This is a genomic window from Haliscomenobacter sp. (assembly GCF_033763495.1).
GTDB lineage: Bacteria > Bacteroidota > Bacteroidia > Chitinophagales > Saprospiraceae > Haliscomenobacter.
The window spans coordinates 17360-34891 of record NZ_JANRKL010000214.1; the positions used below are offsets into that span (position 1 = coordinate 17360).

Here is a 17532-nt window from a genome sequence, read left to right on the forward strand (position 1 = left end):
TAATCAATCAAAAAATGAAAAAAATAATCTTGTTGAGCCTTTTGGCCATAAATGTAAGTCTGTTGAGTGCCCAAACCAAAACCAAAGCGGTCACTCCTCCTAAAGAAACTTCGGACCCAGCAACCAAAGTGGTACTGGATAAAATGCGGGCCAAATACGAGGGCTACAAAACCCTTGAAGCTGATTTTTCACTCATTCTGGAAATGCCCGAACAACCTAAAGAAATTCAAAAAGGAAAATTGCTGCAAAAAGGAAGCAAGTACCGGGTGAGTTTCAACCAACAAACGGTCATTTCAGACGGTAAAGCGGTTTGGATCATCTTGCCCAAAAACAAAGAGGTGCAAATCAACAACATGCCTGATCCCAATGACGATGAGAGTATCTTGTCTCCACAGGCCTTGTTTCGCATTTACCTGCGTAAAGATTTCCTCTATTCCATTACCAACGAATATGCCCAAGGCAAACGGGTGATCCAGGAAATTGAATTCAAACCCACCGACAAATATTCCGAATACTCCAAACTTCGCCTGAGCCTGGATAAAAAGACTCAGGAGTTCATCGAATTGAAGGCTTTTGGCAAGGATGGCTCGCGCTATACCTTGGTGATGAACAATGTCATCCCCAACAAACCTTTGGTAGATAGCAATTTTGGGTTCAACAAAGCCAACTACCCGGGATACCACATCGAGGATCTCCGGAACTAGAAAGATGTGAATCAATTTTGTCCAGTGTTTAAAAAAACGTAAAGTCTGGTGCATTCCTTAAAAACTCTTTACCTGTTAAAGCGTTTTTAAAGTACCTTTCGGACGCAATTTTTAACCCATCAAAAAATCAAGCAAACATGGCTTTTGAACTTCCAGCGTTGCCTTATGCGTTTGACGCACTCGAACCCAATATTGATGCACGCACCATGGAAATCCACCACGGTAAGCACCACGCTGCCTATACCAATAACCTGAATGCTGCACTGGCAGGTACTGAACACGAAGGCAAATCGATTGAGTCCATTCTGGCCAATATCTCCCAGTTTTCTCCTGCTGTACGCAACAATGGAGGCGGATATTTCAACCACAATCTGTTTTGGACCATTATGTCTCCTAATGGCAGCCCTACTCCAGCAGAAGGCACCGAAATTCATGCGGCCATTACTGCGGATTTGGGTGGCTTTGACAATTTCAAAAAAGACTTCTCTGCCGCTGGCGCTACCCGTTTCGGCTCTGGCTGGGCCTGGTTGAGTGTGGGTGCTGATGGTAAATTGTTTGTCAGCTCTAGCCCTAATCAGGACAACCCGCTGATGGACGTAGCTGAGAAACAAGGTACCCCCATCCTCGGCCTCGATGTTTGGGAACATGCCTACTATCTGAACTATCAGAACCGTCGTCCTGATTACATCGAGTCTTTCTTTAACGTGATCAATTGGGAGGAAGTGAATCGTCGCTACCTCGCTGCCAAATAAAAAAAATTTAGAGGTTGAGGAGTTTAGAAGTTGAGACTACCGCGTGCGTCATTGACAAGGACTTTGTCTAAGTCTCTCGCAGTAGCCTAGACGTCTCAACTCCTCAACTTTCTTCAGCCTCCTCCAACTTTTTTCCCTCCCTCATATACTAATTTTTTTTTTCGTCTCGTTTCTTCCCTTATACGCTCATATCAACAGCGTGTCCATTCAGGTGTACTTACACTTGCAACGTTGCATTTTGACTTAATTACCGCGAGCACTGACGTTTCCCTACATTGTATTTTCCAGCTTAAACCGTTCATTTTTTACCCAAAACCGTTTCCCATGATCATCGCAGCTTTTTGCCTGATTTTAGTGCTTATTTTTGGTTCGAAATTAGTGGAAAGAACCTAAAACACACCATTTAAAGATACAAAAGGCCGCGTTCTCTGGTGAAGAGCGCGGTCTTTCTATTTGTACCTTAATTTTTTGCATCAATCAATTCCCAAATCCTTACGCAGAGGGAGATCTTTCAGGTTGTTTTTTTGCCAATAGGCCTCCATCAAGGTATGGGTTCTTTTGGCGATGGTTTGGCGCATTTGTTTGTCCAACAAAGCCGGATGGCTGTCTGTCCAGCCTTCAATCAGGTAGGGTTCTTTATCCTGAAAAACGATTTCCAATTTGCGTTCCAGTTCCGGGTAATTGAGTTGGTAAACTTTTAAATTGTTTCCCTTAAATTCATTGCCTGCATATTTTTCCAGCTTTGCTTCGACGGTATATGCTTTAAAAGGCTTGTGCATCAAGCGGATGTACATGGCACTTGGATAAACCTGCACCGTGCCCAGGGGCAAGGCATCCGGCCCCATCCGCAGGCGGGTCCATACTTCGTCTTCCAGCAAGGCTTGCGGTAAACTCAGGTTTTGATCCCCTTCATTTTCAAAGTAAGAGCGCAATTCTACCTTATAGTTTTCTTTCTCTTGATTGATTTGCATGAAGGTTTGCCCACACCAATCCTGGCTGCTGCTGCTCACTTTGAGTGAATGAGGGAAACGTTTCAATTCCTCAGGAGTGAACACTGAAGTCATCACCGAATAGTCGTAAATCCCCGTAGTAAACCGTTGAATGTTGTTGAGTTTCAGTACCGTGGTGGAGTTCTTTTTTTGCCCTTGGTCATTTTTGACTTGTTTATCGGTCAAAAAGGGCTCGGTCACAAAGACCAGAACAGCCTCTCCCGGATGCAGATCGCGGTAACGGTTTTGGGATAAGGTGTAATGGTTGATTTCAGCCTTACCCTCGAACCAGTAAGGCCCCAAACCAATTTTTCCTTCTTTTTTGACCGTACTGGCTTTGGCTGACAAGTCCTGCCGCCCCAATTGGGGCATACAGGTAAAAAACAAGGCCATAAGCACTAACATCCATTTCATCCCTTTCATAATGGTTATTTTGTATAGAAACAGCGGAATTCAGGTTTTGCTTAAAAATATGGAGCTGAACTGCTATTTTACACTACGAATTGGCCAGGGCAACAAAAAATAAGTGTTCATTTTGCCAAAGGATTAGATAAGTAAACGGTTCATTTTAAGTTTCTTATCTAATTCTTTGGCTCAGGAAAAATGAACACTTATTTTTGCCCACTACCATAGCCAAATGGTTTCACCCAAAATATACTCCAATGAAATTGATGTTTTCTCTCTGCATCCTCCTCAGTCTGGGGGCATTTTCCTGGTTTAACCCCAATTCCATGAGTAATCAAAGCCTGGAAGGTGCCTGGGATACCGGGCAAGGGGTAGTAATTTGTACCCCCACATATCTGGCTTGCACCGATTTTTCGGTGCCCAACAAAAAATTCAAGGGAAGTTGGGGCGGCACTTACACCTGGGTCAAAGACAGCCTCAAAATCCACCTGGAATTTTCGACCTACGACAAGGCTTCGGTAGGTAAAGACAAGGTGTTTCTGGCCAAATTGAAAAAGGAGCTGACGCTCAAAGATCCTACCTCAAAAACCGAACAAAGCTGGAAAGCCATCCCCGAAGATGGCCCCGCTGCCCTCGCTGGCCTCTGGCGCATCACTGGCCGTATGAACAACGGTCAATTGAACGCTATGCCCCTCGCAGCACGCAAAACCATCAAAATTTTCAGCAAAACCCGCTTCCAATGGGCCGCCATCAATACCCAAACGGGCGACTTCTCCGGCACTGGCGGAGGTACCTATACGCTGAAAGATGGCAAATACACCGAAAACATCGAGTTCTTCTCTCGCGATAGCTCACGGGTAGGTGCGTCCCTAGGTTTTGACGCCTTGGTGGAGGGCAACAAGTGGACGCATACGGGTAAAAGTTCGACGGGGAATCCGGTGCATGAGATTTGGGAAAAACAGTAAAAAATGACGAATGATTCGAATGACGATTGACGAATTTTCGCTATGCGCTGGCCATTATTCGTCATTCGAATCATTCGTCAATCCCTTTTGCCTTACTTACCCACGGATTCTCAGCAATGCTAAAACGCCAGGGCCAAAAAGCGCATTCTTCAGCGAAAGCAATGCCGACCCGGGTACCTGTTTTGATTTGAAAGCTGGAGGATCCCAGGGGTTCTTCGATCCAGACTGGAGAAGACTCATCCGTAAAAGCGAGGCCAGTATGGTGGGTACGCAAACCTAGTGCCTGACTGGAACTGCCCGGACCTGCGCCCAAGGTGGTTTTGACTTGACTCATTTTGCGGCGCTCCAGCATGATTTCAATGCCGTAAATGGGCTCAATGGCCCGCACCAGAACAGCATGAGCCATGCCTGCTGGTGCGGTCACTACATTGAACAAGTGATGAATGCCATAGCACAAATAGACGTAAGCGTGTCCGCCGGGTTCAAACATGATTTGAGTACGCGGTGTCAAGCGTTGGCCGTAAGCGTGACAGGCTTTATCATCGGAGTCCCGATAAGCTTCGGTTTCTACAATGCGGCCTACGGTGAGTTGCCCATCGAAGCAAGTCACAAGATGTTTCCCCAGGAGGTCTTTACTGATTTGCACAACGTCCTCCCGCAGGTAAAAGGATTCAGGTAATCTTACTCCTGGCGAATAAGTTTGCACTGCAATTAAGGCAATTGAGTTAACCGGAATTTTTTCCAACGCACCTTAATCCCGCCACCATCGTGGATTTGCAGGGCGATGAAGCCTTCACCCTTGCCAATTTTTTCATCTTTGAGGTAGATCATCTGCTGGCCATTCAGCCAGGTGGTAACCTCATCACCGATGACCTGGATTTTCATCTGGTTCCATTCGCCAGTTTTGAGGGCTTTTTCGGCTTCGGCAGTAGGTTGGATAAGCCAGCCGCGGCCATAAGATTCATACACGCCGCCGCTGTGGCTATTCAGTGGTGCCACTTCGACCTGCCAACCGCTAATCTTCACGCCTTCGATGCTGGAGCGGAAAAAGACCCCGCTGTTGCCATTGGCTTCTTGTTTGAATTGCAAGGTGAGTACGAAGTTTTTATACTTGCCCGCTGTGGACAGGTAGCCATAGGCTTTATCGGGGCCACTTTCGCAGATCAGTTCACCTTTTTCAACGTACCATTTTTCAGTGCCGTGGATGTTCCAGCCGCTGAGGTCTTTGCCGTTGAAAAGGGATACTTTTTTTTGTGCGGTAGCCAATAGTGGCAAGCAAGCGATGCAAACGAGTAGGTAAGTAAATTTCATGAATAAAAGAGGTTGTGAGGTAATGAATTGGATAGGGCAAGCCTATTCACGGGTGAATATAAGCGGGAATGGGGGAAAAAGCAATTTTAGATTTGCCCTTTCGATTCTGCTTTAAGTTAACTTAAGCACCTTTCCTCCAATTCCTCAAACCACCCCCGATAAAACCGATCACTATACTTGACCAAATTCCCCGGCAATGCCGCCAACCCCGCCTCAATCGCAGCTTTAGCCTCATCCAGATTCCCTTCGGAAGAAAACAAAGCTGCTTTCGCCAGGTGCGTATGGGCATCTTTCCCAGTCTGCCCCAATTTCCCCATTTTTTCCCAAATGCTCCGCGCCTGAACCGGGTCATTTGCCAAAAAGGCATAGGCAAATACCAGGTCTTTTTGCAGCTCCACTCGAAAGGTCAAAGGTTGTTCCTCCAGCAGAGGTTCCATTTCTTTAGCTGCTGATAATGCCAGATCTTTTTCGCCTCGATCCAAGTGGTAATAATAGTTCAATGAATGCGCAAAAGCTTTCATCAAATCCGAATCATCCGATTGGATCAATTCAATTTGGGTGGGATCGACAGTGGCATAGGGTTGATTGGAATGACTGTGCGCCAATACCTCCAATACCGCCTGTTCAATAGCGGCAGTTTTACCCCCACCAATCAAACGAAAGAAGCGCGCCCGATCAGTGAAAAAAGCCCCGGTCCGGCCAGGAATGGTGGTGGCCAGAAACAGAAATAATGAGGTGAGAGCGAAGATGAGCGAAAAAACGAGCAGGACCCTTAAGGCAGCATTAGACCCAGTCACACTCAAATTCATGGTCGCCCAGAATGCAGGTACGCCTACGAATAGTGCACCTCCGATACTTGTGAGCGGGCCAGCAGCTACTACCGCCGCCAATTTTTTGGCCAAATCCGGTGATTTTTGAGTGGGTAAAGTAGCGGCTACTCCACCAAAAAGATTGGCATCGCGATTCAAATACCATTCAATCTTGTCATCCAATGAATTACGGCGAACACCCAAAAAACCAGCTACGTACAAGTGGAAAGTAAATCCCTGATACAAGCCTGTCAAGAGGTGACCTAGCTCATGCGCAGCCAAGGCCGCCCAAATGGCTAAAAAGGCCAGGATGAGTTTTAGCGGGTTTTCCCACCAAATGCCCCCGCTGCCCTTTAAATTCTGGAAGATAAAGTCCGGCGTCCATATGATAATTCCATAGGTGAGAAAGAAACCCACCGCAGCGCCTACCGCGGCACCAATAAGCAGTTGTACCGTTTTATTCTGTTTCTTTTTAGTCATACACTAGCAAATGCCAGTTTTTGGGAAAAAGTTCATATCCTGTTGGTCAATTTATTGCCAAGCCCTGAAAGTGCGGCATTTCTTAAGAATGGACAGCGCCCATTTTCTGAATGACTTATTTAAGAAGAATTGCCTCCCCTTTGTAAGATTGAAAAACCTGATCCGCAGTTTCCAGTTCAGCAATCCACACATACGACCCTGGAGGCACCAATTTGCCACCATAGGTGCCATCCCAACCAATTGCTTCATCGTTGAGCGTACCATTGCTGGTTTCATACACCAGATTACCCCAGCGGTCAAAAATGCGGAACTGGATAATTTTCAGGTTCTTTTTACCCAATAAATAAAAGCGGTCATTTTTGCTATCACCGTTGGGTGAAAAAGCGGTTGGAGCATAAACCTGATCTTTTTTGACCACAAAAACATTAAATACGGCCTGTGAGCGACAACCGTTGGTGCTAAGCACCTGAACCTGATAAACCGTACTGCGCGTAGGGTTTACCAAGATACTGTTGCAGCCATTACAAGGAGCAAGATCCGTACCCACCCATTGAAGCGATGCCAAACCAGTAGAGTCCCCTAACACCGCAGTCAAATGCAGGGAATCGCCTGGAGCGACCTCATTCGTAGGCGCAGTGATGCTCACCTCGATGGGGATAGAAGCCAAAATGGTCAAACTTGTGTCCCCTTCACAGCCTGCAGCATCCTGCACCCTGATACGGTAAGTGCCGGGCGTAAGGTTATTGAAATTGCGTTGGCTGGCAAAGGTGTTATCCTGTAGGGAAAAAGTATAGGGTGCTACTCCCCCACTCACCAATTCGATGCCAATGCTCCCCCGGCCATCGGTCGCACAAGGTGGTTGTTTCAAATTGATGCGATCAAATTTAGGGCCGTCGGTGTTGCCTCCCAACTGAAATGAATCACTAAAGGTGCAACCATTATTGGCGTTGCTAAGTACCACACTGTACGGCCCGGGACTATTGGCTTGTACTAACGCAGCTGTATTGGTGGCGCTTATTCCTGGTCCAGACCAGACATAATTCACATTCGGCAACACATCTACAGCTAGGGTCGCTATTGGATTGGCACATGAAAAGGGCGTTTGCACCTGAATCAAGCTGAAAGGCCGAATGGTATCTGATTCTACGGTAGTCGTCAATCGGAGGCTACATCCGTTGACCGTATCCAGCACCAAAAAAGTGTATCGCCCCCCGCTGAATACCGTCGTACTGGCGCTGCGCGAAATGGTATCCAATAAAGAAGGTGAAATCCAGAAGGTTTCCACCCGACTAGAGTTGATTGTAGCCCGTAAGGGAGTGCTGCGGTTGATACAGGTAATTTTGCCCGTAGCATCCAGTGTTGCCGAAGGCCGCAGGGTATCGGCAGTGATGCTGGTATCTTTGCTGGACTGACAGGCATTGCGGGTATTGCGTACAATGAGTTGGTAAGAGCCCGCTGCATTGATGCGCAGGAATGAATCCTGGCTTACAGTTCCACCGCTGCCATTGCGCCAGGTATAACTCAGGTTTTTACTCATGCTGCTCGCATTCAAGAGTACCGACTGGGAGCGGCAATCCAATTGCCCTTGTCCGCTTAATCGAATACTGGGGGCTAATGTGTCGACCCCGACGGTAAGGTCGGCGGTGTTTTGGCAGCCATTGCTGGGTTGTACCACCAGCAAGCGGTAGGATCCCCCAACATTGGTGGGAGCCAAAGGGTGAGGCAATGTATCGTTCTGGGGAGTAATCCAATAATATTCCAAGGTGTTGTTGACCGGAGAAAATTGCAGTTGCACTTGTCGACGCAAACAATTGAGACTATCTCCTTGTAGCGTAGGAGCTACAGGTTGGGTTTGGTCAAAACCGATCACAATATCCAGGGGAACGGAAGCACACAGAGAATCAGTGGTGGCAACCACCTGGTAACGCCCGGGTATAAAAGCAGTATCTCTGGCCAGGGTTGAAGTATAACCATTGGGGCCTGTCCAGGCAAAAGTAGCCGAGGAGTCGGACGATTGTGCAGCCAAAAATACAAAGGGATCTCTACAGGTAATGGTATCGGGTGTAGCCTGAACGCTGGGGATGGCAATGATCTGAATGGTATTGCCAATCAGGGCCGGGGGAAATTCTCTGATGTTATTACCAAGCTGGTTGTATTGTGCTACTACGGGCGCAGTTTGGTCTCGAGGGTTGGTCACAAAACCCAAAGTGGCGGGGTTACCCGGCTGTAGGGCGACCACACGAAGTATAAAAATTCTGGTTGAATCTGATAAGGTAGAAGAAGTGCCATCCGCTTTAAACCAGGCGAAATTCACCCGAGTACCGGATGGCGGAGCTTCAAAATCGAATTCACTTCCGGGAAATATACTATTGGTGACGCTTAGAAACCGAAACTGCCCTCGTGCCCAACTGATCGCAAATTGAAAACCCGCCACCCTTCGGAAATGAACGGCGCGAACGGGTATGTCAATCGTATCTCCCACACAGACTTTGCGGGAAGTCAGGATAAAGGTTGTAGAATCAGCCGCTCCTTGAGCGTAGCCCGCACTGTTGTTGAGGAATGTTGCCAGTACCAGCAGTGCCAAAATGTATAATTTTCCCATACTTCCTTGAGGATTTCAAGGATCGACCAAAATCTCAAAGCTAAACTTTACCAAAGCGACATTTTATAGCACAAAGAACACAAAGAGAGGCACAAAGAACACAAAGCTAGACGTTGACAATCGCTTTACTTTTGTCCTTTGTGAAACCTTTGTGTTCTTTGTGCTAAAAAAATGTCGCTTTAGCTTTTTAAAGCTTCGAGATTCTGACCGAACCCCGAAATGCACTATGATTATTTTGTCAAAATCACCTTATCCGTCAATACGCCGTAAGCGGTCAGGATTCGATAATGGTAAACGCCATTTTGGCCCAAGGTGTTGCCATTGATTGTCCATTCCTGAACACCTGCTGACAAATTGCGGGCTTCGCGGTAAACTTCACGGCCAGCAGCATCGATAATCGACAAGGTGGTACGGGAATCCGTTGGCAGTTTGAACCGAATCAAAGCCTGATCACTGAATGGGTTGGGTTGTACGCCCAATGCCTTGATGGCATTGCGTTTGCCTAAATCCACTTTCAGCGCAGCATCGGTGAAACGAGCCTTCAATTGTTTTACCTGACCAGCCTGATTGATGGCCATGCCTGCCAATCCTTGTTGGTTGAGCCAGATTGCTTCTGCTACTTCACCTGCCCGGCGGGTGTTGAAGGTCAGTCTGAACAATACTGGGTTTTCGGAACTGCGCAAAGTTGCTCCGGTTTGGTACCACAGCGTTGGGATTCGGCCCTCTGCCACCGCATTCAAATTGAAGGAGTTGCGGTCAACACCAGGTACGTCACCTGCTTCCACGCCGACAAATTCAAGGGTTTCGCGGTCGAAGCCCAGGTCAAACTGGTAGCCAGCAAATTTGCTCAGGTCGTTGGCCCGTACATCAAGCACTAGCTTTTCGCCGGAGTCAAATGCGCGGTTGGCCATGGTGATTTCCATCGGGCCTTCGGCACGCAGCTGGGCATCTTTGCTCAAGTTAACGTCACCCACCTTGATGCCAATGAAGTCATTGTTCAGCGTGTCCATTTTCAAACCTGTGAAACCGATGGTGTCCGGGAATTTCACGGTCAATGGATTGGCCACACTGTCGGGGAACTTGAAGCTCACGGGCACAAATCGCCAGGAAGTGTTATTGGGAAACGAATCAATTGCCCCCAAAATCAAACGGCGGATGTCCAGAATGTCTGCTACAGTAACAGTACCCGACTTGTTTACGTCGGCTGCAATCCACTTGTAAGGGCTGTCCAGGGTATCCTTGGCCAAAATATGCCGCTGGATCAATACCACATCGAGGATGTTCACCCCACCAGAATAATTGGAATCCAAAGAAGGGCGAATGGTATGATTTTTATTATAGGACAAAGAGTCGAAGGCATATTCTCCGCTGACCCCGGTAATCACTGAAGCAACACTGTCAGGACTGATGTCAACCGTCACAAATTTGACCGGAGTTTTGTCCTCGCGGTAAATTTTTCCGGCAATTTTAACTGGCCCTGTGGTATCAACTGGTGGAACCTTTGTGGTGTCCGGACAAACTACTCCATCGATCGTGGTTGGAATAATTTCGGTCAGTGAAGATTTAGTGGCAATGATCTTCGATGGTGCGTTTTTGAACTGAACCGGGATACACTCCTTACTGGCTGAATCTCGGCTAATTTGTAAAGTAAAGATGGTGGTACTATCCTTGAGCGTTACCCCGTTGGACTGCGCATCAAACCAGTTGACCGTTCGAACAGTCGAAGAGAAAGCAAAATTCTCCACTCCTTTGAGCGCTGCAGTGTCCGCAACGAATCCAACAAATGTAGCGGCACTATCAGGTATGGCCAGTGTGAACTGGAATCCTTGAACAGCATCAAAGTTGAGTACTTTCACGGGTACACTCATCGTACTGTCCGTAAGTTTGACTCCACTTGTATCAATATAGAAAGTGAGTGAATCAACCTTGGTCGGAGGAGGCAGGATCGTATCGGTACCCAAAATGACTTTGAATACGCAGGAGTCAATTATCTTTTTGGAAGTTGTATCCGTGAGGATGTACCTGACTCGGGTAGTACCCACCGCGAGGGTATCACCAGGCTTATGGTTGCTGCTTAGCACCGCTACTGTGCTGTCACATCCACTGCTAAAGGTGGGTGCTTTCCAGCTTACTGGTGCCTTGGTTTTGCCAGCAGGAGCAACTGCAATGACGTCTTTAGGGCACTCAGTGAAGCCAGCAGTCTGGGTACTGTCGATAAGCACCACAATGGCAGTTCGTTCCTTGCTGGCGCATTTTTTACCCGAGGAATCAATGGCTTCAACGTACAAAGTATCGGCTTTGGTAGGTTTAAAGCTCAAGGTGTCCTTGGCCAGGGGTGTTCCTCCGGTAGGCACATCATACCAGTTGACAGTAAAGGCAGAGTCTGCTTTTACTTTGATTACTGGCAAGGTGCTTACTGAACATGCTTTGATAAGGTCAGTTTCAATTTGTGGTTTAGGGGAAGCTGATCCAATCACAACGGTAAGGATTCCTTCACAACCACCTGTAGTGTCTTTCACGGATACAGTGTATTTACCTGGACCAAGCCATACCGAATCGGTAGTTGCTCCAGTACTCCAGGTATAGCCAGCACCCCCTGAGATCCTCACTAAGGTTGAGTCACCGTCACAAATACTGGTATCAGCACCCGTAATGGTGAGGCCCACCATTGGCTTCACTGCCAAGGCAAGTTGTACCAAACTATCACAACCTCCTTCGGTAAGCAAATTGACGACGTAAGTACCAGCCTGGCGGAATACATTTTCACCCACTGTGTAGCTTTGCCCTTCACAAATGGTGGTGAAGATCAACGTATCGCGTGGGGCAGTGGAAGTAGCTCTTACTCTGTTTATGATGATGGTACTATCACATCCACCAGCAGTAATCAGTTTGGTTGTATCCATACCAATCGGACCAAGGCAAACGGCAATGGTACGGGTAATTACGGTATCTCTACAAGTAGAAGGTGGAGGTGGTGCGATGGTATCAGTAGTTACCTCAACCGATCCTGCCTCACCTTTAAATGCTCGTTTGGAACGTTTGGGGCCCAGCACTTCTGTATTTACACTATCGGTAAAACTGATTGCAGATTTACCTTCTTTCAAGGGTTTAAAACAGAGTTGATACAATTTGGTGCTATCTGGGATATTTAAGCCAGCAGCACTTTCGGATTTGGAATAGACCAACGAAATCAAGCCTCCCGGTTTCACACTAAAATCATCACGCGTGAGTTTTTTCAAGGCACTGTTGGTATCGACCTTGATCTCCTTAAACTGCAAAATGGTAGTGTCAAATTTTACCGTGTATTGTAGCGCTGCAATGGTGTCAAAGTTGACCGCTACTACGTTCACACATACCAGTGTGTCCTTTAAGCGGGCTTTGACATTTGCGATACAAACAGGAAAAGCCGTACTGTCGTACAAGGGCATAAAAAAGCTCAAGTAGGTTGGTGGCTTTACAATTTGGTTTTTGGGGCCATCCAGGGCAGATAACTGCCAGCAAAGCAAGCTGGATAGCAGGAAAAATAGAACTTTTCGCATATTTCAATGGTTTTTTGCAAGGTTATGGGGGCTATGCCAATGACAATGGGACATAGCATGATTGTTTTTGTTCTTGCTTATGTTTCGTGGAATTTTTTTGGCTGGAAAAAACAGGTAAAATGTCAGGTAGGCTGGATTGAATGAAATGTTAACGTTGCCATTTGAATGAAAAGTATCTGCCTAGGGGCGAAAAAAAATAAGTGCTTCATTTTGCCAAAGGAGTAAATAAGTAAACGGTTCATTTTAAGTTTCTTATTTAATCCTTTGGCTCAGGAAAAATGAACACTTATTTTTGCCCACTACTTGTAACAATTTTCACAAAATCATCGAAACTTCTCTTTCCGCCAATCATTAGGTCTTTGGCCAGTAACCCGTTTGAAAGTGCGGTTAAAATGTGGAATGTTGTTAAAACCCGTTGAATATGCGATTTCTGCAACAGATATCGACTGCTCTTCTTTCAGGAATCGGCAAGCGGCATTGATGCGGATTTCATTGAGGAAAACGGTGAAGGTTTTACGGGTATGTTTTTTGAAATACCGGCAGAAGGCTGGTGGTGTAAGGTGAACCTGTGCAGCTACTTTTTCCAGATTCAGTTCATCGGCATAATGTTTGAGCAAATATTGAAATACCGTGCTCATTCTTTGACCTTCACTCTCTGAAATGGCAAATGGGGTTTGTTGGCTTAAATAGAAAGTGTCTTGCCCAGATGTCAAACACTCCAATAAATCCAGGAAAAAAGCTACTCTTTTAAGCGAATGTGCAGTTTGAATTTTTAGCATCAATTCGATGATTCGGGCTTTGGTAGCTGATCCTATCTTGATCCCCCGATCAAAATCTTTTAACCATGCACCCATCCCGCTCAACTCAGGAATCGATCCTAAGGTTTGCCTCATCTGGTGCGGGTCAAAAAATAAGGTAAGCGCGTGAATGGACAAACTCGAATCAGCAGAAAAATAAGCCGGATCACTATTGAACAAATGGGGTTGATTGGCACCGATCAAAAAAACATCATCCGTCTGAAAACGATGCACCTGCTCCCCAACCAAAAGGTTGCCATTCCCCTCAATCACCCAGGTGAGCTGTATTTCTGGATGCTGGTGCAAATGGGGGTAAAAATGAGGTTCCCGGTCTTCCTGAATGATGATCGATTGTTCTCCACTCACGGGAATGGTAAAAGGGATAACTTTCAAGTTAAACGTTTTTTACCAGCAAAATAACACAAGCAGAACATTAATGGTTAAAAAAAGTTAGTTTTTAGCCAATCCAAATCAATTCGAATAATCTTCAAGCCATTACCTTTACCAAAAATTACGACATGAACGCATTTGAATGGAAGGGCGTATTTCCGGCGCTAACCACCAAATTCAATAGTCAGGATGAATTGGATTTGCCGCTCTTTGCCAAAAACCTGCAAGCACAGGTGGATGGTGGGGTAAACGGAATTATTTTGGGTGGCTCCCTGGGTGAAGCCAGCACCATCACCGAGGATGAAAAAGAAACCTTGGTCAAATTTTCTCAGGAAAAACTGGAAGGGAAAACACCAGTAGTGCTCAACATCGCCGAAGGCTCTACCCGGCAGGCAGTACGTCAGGCCCAGTTGGCCGAAAAATGGGGTGCTGATGGCCTCATGTTGCTCCCTCCAATGCGCTACAAAGCCGATGATCGCGAAACCACTGCGTTTTTCCGCACTGTGGCCCAGTCTACCGAGCTCCCCATCATGCTGTACAACAATCCGGTTGATTACAAAATTGAAATCACCCTGGACATGTTTGCTGCTTTGATTGAAGAAAAAAACATTACCGCCGTCAAAGAGTCGACTCGTGATGTTTCTAATGTGACGCGTTTGGTCAATCGTTTTGGCGATCGCCTCAAAATCCTGTGCGGAGTAGATACTTTGGCGCTTGAAGAATTGGTGTTGGGTGCCGATGGTTGGGTAGCTGGCTTGGTTTGTGCCTTCCCAGCCGAAACTTGTACCATTTATCGCTTGGTGAAAGCAGGAAAGTTAGCTGAGGCCTTGACCATTTACCGCTGGTTCTTACCTTTGTTGGAATTGGACCTTCACCCCAAACTGGTACAGTACATCAAATTGGCTGAACAAGAAGTGGGGATTGGCTCCGAATACGTACGCGCCCCCCGTTTGACCCTCGAAGGTGCGGAAAGAGACCGCATTTTGAAGGTGATTCGGGATGGAATCGCAGCAAGACCATAGGTAGAGACGCAAGATCTTGCGTCTCGGATGCGTAAAATCTTGGATATTAGAGACGCAAGATCTTGCGTCTCTACCTCAACCATACCACTATGAACAAACAAACCATGCAACAAGCCGCCACGGCTTTCCCTGTTTACCGCAAAAAAAGCAAGGCTGAGCGTGCTGAATTCCTGGAGCGCATTGCCAGCGAAATTGAAGCGCTGGGCGACACCCTGATCCAAACTGCCATGGCCGAATCCAACCTGCCAGAAGCACGTTTGTTGGGCGAACGCGGCCGTACCGCCAATCAGCTGCGGCTGTTTGCCAACCTGGTGCGTGAAGGCTCCTGGGTAGAAGCTGTGATCGACACTGCTCAACCCGAAAGGATTCCACCCCGCCCCGATTTGCGCAAAATGCTCAACCCACTAGGCCCAGTAGTCGTTTTTGGTGCCAGCAATTTCCCTTTGGCCTTCTCTACCGCTGGTGGTGATACCGCATCGGCTTTGGCCGCTGGTTGTACCGTGGTAATCAAAGGGCATCCTGGACACCCCAAAACTTCGGCTTTGGTCTTTGGTGCCATACAGGCAGCTATTGCGGCTTGTGGAATGCCTGAGCATACCGTACAACATGTGGATAGCACCGATTTTGCCACAGGCAAAGCCCTGGTGCAAGACCCACACACCCAAGCGGTTGGTTTCACAGGTTCTCTAGCTGGCGGCACTGCCCTTGTTGAATACGCCCGGGAACGCAAACAACCCATTCCGGTTTTTGCTGAAATGAGTAGCATCAACCCTGTGATTTTGTTGCCAGAAATTCTTTCCACCCAACCCGAAACATTGGCCAAACAACTGGCCGCCTCTTTCACCCTGGGGATGGGACAGTTTTGTACCAAACCTGGTCTGATCCTGGCTCAAGACTGTGAAGCCCTCGACGTTTTTCTCCGCGCCATAGGTCATGAAGTGCCTGCACTGCCTACTATGCCGATGTTGCACGGTGGTATTCATGCAGCCTATGAGAAAAACCTGAATGCTGCGCTGGAACAGCCCGGCCTGGGTGTTTTGGGCAAAACAGAAAAAGAAGTTTCTGGCATTGAGCCAAGGGCAGCAGTCGCCCTGGTGGATGGCGAGACTTTTTTGGCCAACCCCAAACTGCACGAAGAAGTATTTGGCCCTTATGCCCTGGTGGTGAAGTGCCAGTCAAAACAACAAATTGCCCAAATCCTGGAGCATTTAGAAGGCCAACTCACCCTGACCTTCATGGCCACCGAGGAGGATGCATTGGCGAACTCCGATCTGGTTGAGCTCGGCCAAGCCAAGGCAGGCCGGGTGATTTTTAATGGTGTACCTACAGGAGTTGAGGTAGTGGCTTCCATGCAACACGGCGGCCCTTATCCCGCTACCACCGATAGCCGCTTCACCTCGGTAGGTTCCGACGCCATCAAGCGTTGGGCTCGCCCGATTTGTTATCAAAATTATCCAGCTGCCTTATTGCCCATGGAATTGCAAGACAACAATCCGTTGGGGATTTGGAGATGGGTGGACGGAGTGTTTGCTAAATGACGAATAACTCGAATGACGAATGACGAATTTGGCGCCACCCCCGAAACTTGTGGGCAGCCCTTTATTCGTCATTCGTCATTCGAATTATTCGTAATTCATAACCAATGAAGACTTTTTTCTGCATTGACGCCCACACCTGCGGCAACCCGGTTCGCCTGGTAGCTGGCGGTGGCCCCCAACTGGAGGGCAAAGACATGAGTGAAAAACGCCAGCACTTTCTTGCCGAATACGACTGGATTCGCAAGGGGCTGATGTTTGAGCCGAGGGGGCACGACATGATGAGTGGCAGCATCCTGTACCCACCACACGATCCCAAAAACGACGTGGCGGTGCTCTTCATCGAAACCAGTGGGTGCTTGCCCATGTGTGGTCACGGCACCATTGGCACCATTACGGCTGCGTTGGAACATGGCTTGATCAATCCCAAAACGCCGGGAAAAATCCGCATGGAGGCTCCGGCTGGCTTGGTAGAAATCACTTATGTGCAGGAGGGCAAAAAAGTCAAAAGTGTACGGTTGACTAACGTAAAGTCTTTCCTGGCTGCTGAAAATCTTCCGGTGGAGTGCCCAGGTTTGGGGTCTATCACCGTAGATGTGGCCTACGGAGGCAACTACTACGCCATTGTGGACGTGCAGGAAAACTTCCCTGGACTGGAGCATTACCCTGCCGAACAGTTGGTGGCCTGGGCCCGGGAGTTGCGCAAACGCATCAACGCGCAATACAGCTTTGTACACCCCGAAGACCCTACCATCAACGGTTGTAGTCACATCCAATGGACGGGTAAAACGATTCACCCCAATGCTACTGCCCGCAATGCGGTTTTTTATGGCGACAAAGCGATCGACCGCTCGCCCTGCGGCACGGGTACTTCGGCGCGGATGGCGCAGTGGTACACCCAAGGCAAATTGCAGAAAGGGAATGAATTTGTCCACGAAAGCATCATCGGTTCCCAGTTCATCGGGCGCATCGAAGAAGAAACCAGTCTGGCGGGCAAATCCGCTATTCGCCCCAGCATCGAAGGTTGGGCACGAATTTATGGCTACAATACCATTAGCATCGATCCAGAAGATGATCCGTATGCGCATGGGTTTCAAGTAATTTAATGGTTGAGAAGTTGAGAAGTTGAGGCTACCGCGAGCGACTTAGACGTGCCATTGGCACACGCACACTATCACACACAAACACACACCCATTCTTGCGGTAGCCTCAACTTCTCAACTCCTCAACTC

13 protein-coding genes are annotated in these 17532 nt (G+C 47.7%); 6 read left to right on the forward strand and 7 right to left on the reverse strand.

The window, feature by feature from the left end; translation table 11 throughout:
* The first annotated feature begins 14 nt into the window (after window positions 1-14).
* Both SFV55_RS25295 and SFV55_RS25300 read left to right on the forward strand, forming a co-directional pair.
* Complete coding sequence (locus SFV55_RS25295) at window positions 15-704, forward strand: outer membrane lipoprotein carrier protein LolA (protein ID WP_320032365.1); 690 nt, start codon at window positions 15-17, stop codon at window positions 702-704.
* A gap of 137 nt (window positions 705-841) precedes the next feature.
* Window positions 842-1456, forward strand: coding sequence for a superoxide dismutase (locus SFV55_RS25300; protein ID WP_320032366.1), 615 nt, complete (start codon window positions 842-844; stop codon window positions 1454-1456).
* Between the two features lie 473 nt (window positions 1457-1929).
* Here SFV55_RS25300 and SFV55_RS25305 read toward each other — a convergent pair whose 3' ends face one another.
* Window positions 1930-2868, reverse strand: coding sequence for a hypothetical protein (locus SFV55_RS25305; RefSeq protein ID WP_320032367.1), 939 nt, complete (start codon window positions 2866-2868; stop codon window positions 1930-1932).
* Between the two features lie 239 nt (window positions 2869-3107).
* On the opposite strand from SFV55_RS25305, the gene SFV55_RS25310 reads away from it, so the two are divergent.
* Window positions 3108-3815 carry a hypothetical protein gene (locus tag SFV55_RS25310; protein ID WP_320032368.1) on the forward strand — a complete coding sequence of 236 codons (708 nt, stop codon included), beginning with the start codon at window positions 3108-3110 and terminating at the stop codon, window positions 3813-3815.
* 70 nt (window positions 3816-3885) lie between these two features.
* On the opposite strand, the gene SFV55_RS25315 is transcribed toward SFV55_RS25310, so the two are convergent.
* The 6 genes from SFV55_RS25315 to SFV55_RS25340 all read right to left on the reverse strand — a co-directional run bounded on the left by SFV55_RS25315 (window position 3886) and on the right by SFV55_RS25340 (window position 13746).
* A complete protein-coding gene (locus SFV55_RS25315) occupies window positions 3886-4521 on the reverse strand; it encodes a DNA-3-methyladenine glycosylase (protein WP_320032369.1) in 636 nt (211 codons plus the stop codon).
* A gap of 5 nt (window positions 4522-4526) precedes the next feature.
* Window positions 4527-5126 carry a DUF1080 domain-containing protein gene (locus tag SFV55_RS25320; RefSeq protein ID WP_320032370.1) on the reverse strand — a complete coding sequence of 200 codons (600 nt, stop codon included), beginning with the start codon at window positions 5124-5126 and terminating at the stop codon, window positions 4527-4529.
* 116 nt (window positions 5127-5242) lie between these two features.
* Entirely contained in the window at window positions 5243-6415 is a 1173-nt protein-coding gene (locus SFV55_RS25325) for a hypothetical protein (protein WP_320032371.1), read from the reverse strand.
* 115 nt (window positions 6416-6530) lie between these two features.
* On the reverse strand, window positions 6531-9017 hold the full coding sequence (locus SFV55_RS25330) for a gliding motility-associated C-terminal domain-containing protein (RefSeq protein WP_320032372.1): 2487 nt from the start codon (window positions 9015-9017) through the stop codon (window positions 6531-6533).
* A gap of 230 nt (window positions 9018-9247) precedes the next feature.
* Entirely contained in the window at window positions 9248-12556 is a 3309-nt protein-coding gene (locus tag SFV55_RS25335; protein WP_320032373.1) for a cohesin domain-containing protein, read from the reverse strand.
* A 323-nt stretch (window positions 12557-12879) separates the two neighbouring features.
* Window positions 12880-13746 (reverse strand): AraC family transcriptional regulator, encoded by an 867-nt coding sequence (locus tag SFV55_RS25340; RefSeq protein ID WP_320032374.1) that lies wholly within the window; start codon window positions 13744-13746, stop codon window positions 12880-12882.
* 125 nt (window positions 13747-13871) lie between these two features.
* Between SFV55_RS25340 and SFV55_RS25345 the strand changes: the two genes are divergently transcribed.
* The 3 genes from SFV55_RS25345 (at window position 13872) to SFV55_RS25355 (ending at window position 17406) form a co-directional block, all read left to right on the forward strand.
* Window positions 13872-14765, forward strand: a complete 894-nt coding sequence (locus tag SFV55_RS25345; protein WP_320032375.1) for a dihydrodipicolinate synthase family protein — start codon at window positions 13872-13874, stop codon at window positions 14763-14765.
* 89 nt (window positions 14766-14854) lie between these two features.
* Entirely contained in the window at window positions 14855-16303 is a 1449-nt protein-coding gene (locus SFV55_RS25350; RefSeq protein ID WP_320032376.1) for an aldehyde dehydrogenase (NADP(+)), read from the forward strand.
* A 104-nt stretch (window positions 16304-16407) separates the two neighbouring features.
* Window positions 16408-17406 (forward strand): 4-hydroxyproline epimerase, encoded by a 999-nt coding sequence (locus SFV55_RS25355; protein ID WP_320032377.1) that lies wholly within the window; start codon window positions 16408-16410, stop codon window positions 17404-17406.
* Window positions 17407-17532 lie beyond the last annotated feature (126 nt).

Coding starts and splice junctions, on each gene's coding strand:
- SFV55_RS25295 (WP_320032365.1), top strand. CDS start 15: ATGAAAAAAATAATCTTGTTGAGCCTTTTGGCCATAAATGTAAGTCTG.
- SFV55_RS25300 (WP_320032366.1), top strand. CDS start 842: ATGGCTTTTGAACTTCCAGCGTTGCCTTATGCGTTTGACGCACTCGAA.
- SFV55_RS25305 (WP_320032367.1), bottom strand. CDS start 2,868: ATGAAAGGGATGAAATGGATGTTAGTGCTTATGGCCTTGTTTTTTACC.
- SFV55_RS25310 (WP_320032368.1), top strand. CDS start 3,108: ATGAAATTGATGTTTTCTCTCTGCATCCTCCTCAGTCTGGGGGCATTT.
- SFV55_RS25320 (WP_320032370.1), bottom strand. CDS start 5,126: ATGAAATTTACTTACCTACTCGTTTGCATCGCTTGCTTGCCACTATTG.
- SFV55_RS25325 (WP_320032371.1), bottom strand. CDS start 6,415: ATGACTAAAAAGAAACAGAATAAAACGGTACAACTGCTTATTGGTGCC.
- SFV55_RS25330 (WP_320032372.1), bottom strand. CDS start 9,017: ATGGGAAAATTATACATTTTGGCACTGCTGGTACTGGCAACATTCCTC.
- SFV55_RS25335 (WP_320032373.1), bottom strand. CDS start 12,556: ATGCGAAAAGTTCTATTTTTCCTGCTATCCAGCTTGCTTTGCTGGCAG.
- SFV55_RS25345 (WP_320032375.1), top strand. CDS start 13,872: ATGAACGCATTTGAATGGAAGGGCGTATTTCCGGCGCTAACCACCAAA.
- SFV55_RS25350 (WP_320032376.1), top strand. CDS start 14,855: ATGAACAAACAAACCATGCAACAAGCCGCCACGGCTTTCCCTGTTTAC.
- SFV55_RS25355 (WP_320032377.1), top strand. CDS start 16,408: ATGAAGACTTTTTTCTGCATTGACGCCCACACCTGCGGCAACCCGGTT.